The sequence below is a fragment of the Vibrio nigripulchritudo ATCC 27043 genome (assembly GCF_000222685.1).
Taxonomy (GTDB): domain Bacteria; phylum Pseudomonadota; class Gammaproteobacteria; order Enterobacterales; family Vibrionaceae; genus Vibrio; species Vibrio nigripulchritudo.
In genome coordinates, this window is the sequence record NZ_AFWJ01000164.1 from 1 (window position 1) to 3,212 (window position 3,212).

4 protein-coding genes are annotated in these 3,212 nt (G+C 43.3%); all 4 read right to left on the reverse strand.

All coding sequences use genetic code 11. The annotated features are described in order from the left end of the window. Positions 1-57: 57 nt before the first annotated feature. Positions 58-294 (reverse strand): hypothetical protein, encoded by a 237-nt coding sequence (locus tag RH89_RS13865; protein WP_004402945.1) that lies wholly within the window; start codon positions 292-294, stop codon positions 58-60. 106 nt (positions 295-400) lie between these two features. Further along, the gene (locus tag RH89_RS13870) at positions 401-1,675 is read right to left on the reverse strand and encodes an HEXXH motif domain-containing protein (protein ID WP_004402947.1); all 1,275 of its coding nucleotides are present in this window, start codon (positions 1,673-1,675) and stop codon (positions 401-403) included. Position 1,676: 1 nt separating this feature from the next. Then, on the reverse strand, positions 1,677-2,843 hold the full coding sequence (locus tag RH89_RS13875; RefSeq protein ID WP_079655640.1) for a radical SAM protein: 1,167 nt from the start codon (positions 2,841-2,843) through the stop codon (positions 1,677-1,679). A 44-nt stretch (positions 2,844-2,887) separates the two neighbouring features. Continuing rightward, positions 2,888-3,097 carry a hypothetical protein gene (locus RH89_RS13880; protein ID WP_004402953.1) on the reverse strand — a complete coding sequence of 70 codons (210 nt, stop codon included), beginning with the start codon at positions 3,095-3,097 and terminating at the stop codon, positions 2,888-2,890. Positions 3,098-3,212 lie beyond the last annotated feature (115 nt).

Genomic DNA, 3,212 nt, shown 5'->3' on the forward strand with positions numbered 1-3,212 from the left:
TGAACACTCTGTGTCAGATAACAGCATAAAAAAGACTGGCAGATGCCAGTCTTATAATCAGTGTTGCTCACCAGTTGGGTTTGAACCGAATTCCGATTGCCGATAAATATCTGAGAGCAGCTTCGGACCTTTGTTCTGGTTCTCAGCTTTGTAGCGTCTGCGACGAATTTCCAATTCTTCTTTTTCCATCGATCTCAGCGCTTTCTCATGCTCTTTCGCAGCTTTGATAAATTCGGGATCAGCCAATGCCTGCTGACGTAATTTGTTCACCCTTTCCATTGTTTCCCACAACATACTCAGCCCTCCTATAAAAACTGTATACACATACAGTATAGAGAATGAACAATCGGGGTCAAGAGAAAACTGTGTTTTTATACAGTAAAAATACTCAAGCTCCTGTCTATGCCTGATAACACTTAGACTGGCTTAGGCTCAAATCAATGTCCGCACACTGTTGAGCAATCCACTCATAGAACACTTCCCCCACATCGGTGACATCAGAATGTTCCAGTAATAGCTCTAAGCCATAGCGAACATCTTTAACCATTTCCAATGCCCGTTTACCTGCACCTTCGGCGAAAGCATGATCCGTCCAGTGACGCTGGCTGATCGTGCATAAAGCCTTGGCGCTCATGACATGAACGTATACACCTTCAAATATTCCAACCAAAGGTCTTTCATCTGAACGCCACGGGACAGGAAACCGTAAGTTCTTGTTGTCTGGTTTAAAGATAGGGATCAGTTCTTCCAGATAGCGAAGCTTAACATGGCTCATTTCGTGCACCATGGTTTCGACGCTTTTGAGCAGACCGTGATCCGTCATCCAGCACGCTCCCTGATAAGAGGAAATGGTGTAGCCATGTATCGTCCAGCCAGTTGGCTCCCCTCTTGGTACAATCACAGACACGTATTCATCGATATCATTCGCAATGTCGGGGCAATACTTTTTGATCAACAGATAAGGTGACTCATAGGTATCGTGGCTAAAGTCTGGAGGAAAGTTTATCGAAGACTCGTCTATCTGATCGTAGTAAGTCGTCCCGCTGCGCTGTGGCACTTGCCTTTCGTCCAATTTCATTCTGAGCAATGGGTTGGCATTGGAGACAATAATCGAAGATCCTTCTAACCGACGTTGCTCAATCTGTTCGATAGGTAAGCTTACCGAAACCACACACAGCCCTTCTTCACGGTCGTATCGCAAAGCGCAGTCGCAGTTTCGTTGCGTTTCTTCTCCTCTCAATTCGAACAGTAATCCAACATCCCAGGTAACCAAATACCCGGAGACAATGGCTACTCGCTTGATGGCAGTATCCTCAGACAGATAAGTCATGTTATTCCACAATCCAAGCAATGCCCTGAGCTGGTTCTCCTGATGCTCTTCAAGCAAGCTGGTAACAAGCTGATTTAGCCAAGATCGAAACAAAGGGGAAGAGTAGAGTTTCTGACTGATATGACTGGGGCACGAGCTTAAAGTGCTGACAGATTCCTGAATGTCCTGATGCCATTCCAATAAATCTTCTCGCATCAGGAGTATGCCACTGGCATGTTTGAACAGCTGCGCCTGCAATGAACAGGAAAAATATCTTAATTTTTCTGCATCCTGCTCAGATGTGTTATCCAGCAAATTAAGAAGTACTTGCGTAGGGCTGGTATCCGAGTTGTTAATCGCACTCATGTTAGGCTCCGTGAGCAGGGTCCATTTCCAGAGCTGGAAATATTCTCTGCTTGATGTGATGAAACAGAAACATTTCGTCGTAACACAATACCGATCGTCGGTTAAGTACCATCCCATCTGGACCGTTTCTTCCGGCCAGAAAACCTCCTCCACATAAGTCGTGATGCTCACAGGCGTGACATTCATCAGGAATAGACTTTCTAAGACTGGATAGATTTCGAAACCCGGAGTCAAAATGCAGTTCCGAGAGTGTATGCTCAAAGACGTTGTATTGTGTTTTTGCGTTGCCGTTGCTGCCTACTCGATAATAATCCGGGTATTCAATGTCTCCACTTGAACTCACCACAAACATGTTCAACGTGTCGTTCACCAAAGCATCTACGTGTTGTTTGCCCCCCAAAATCAGAGCAATAACGTGGTTAAACAAGCGAATCTTTATGTTCGGGTCGTCGTTAAACCACCAGCAATCAAACAGTTCGGCGTACCATTTTCCTATTGTTGGATCCTCTGCGTAAGCTGCCTCCGTTCGTCCCTCTTCATCCCAGGGTTTATGACCATAGTGATAATGAATTGGGAACAAAACATCCACGCTTTTTAACGGTAACGACTTCACCCACTGGAAATAATCTTCTGGCTTAAGTGAAGTTTGAGCGACACTTAAAATACCTTTTACCAGGGGCTGGTACTTTCCATTAAGCAGTGTTTGCAGGTTTTGGTGAATGGATTGATAAGACCCCTTACCGGACGACGTAATTCGGTAAGCATCATTCACAGATTTTGGTCCATCCAGGCTCAGGCTGACCGCGACATTGTTTTCTAAAAACATGTCCAACAGAGAATCGGAAGGCATTTTATAGAGGTTAGTTTGAACACCAAGAGTAACGGTTTTTCGCAATATATCGTTATTTGAAATAACGGAAAAGACGGATTCAAATCGTTTTACTGGCCATAAAGTTGGTTCACCACCATGAAGCGTAATATCGAAGTGGGAAAGCGCTTGTTTATCAATATATTCAGCCAAACGATCAAGAAGTTGGAATATTGTCCATTCAGACATGTTCCTGTCGTTATATTTATAGCTTTCGTCTTCTAAATTAAACATATAGCAATATGTGCAATTTAAATTACAGAAAGACGTAAGCTTTACTATGCAACTTTCAAAAGTCATGTTGAAAATTAAGCCACAGAAAATAGATCTGTGGCTTAACTCCTTTACCAACGTAGACCGAAGGATATGCTTAAGGCGGCGGGATCAAACCCTTCCTTGCCTTTGAGCTCTTTTAAAGCCGACTCCATGATTCTTGCTTTCGCAACTTCCCTTTCGATATCCCCGACATTTGATTTAATTTTCATGTCTAGATTTCGAAAGGCTTTAGGACTGATTTCTAGTTTTCCAATTGATTCAAATTTTTCGATTGGCATCTTAATTCTCCATTTAATTTGCATCGTTTTTAATTCATCAACTGGGTAATAGCCCACACCCAAATTACCTCATTGCATCAGGCTATTAACCTGACCTCATAAGGCAACACTATGA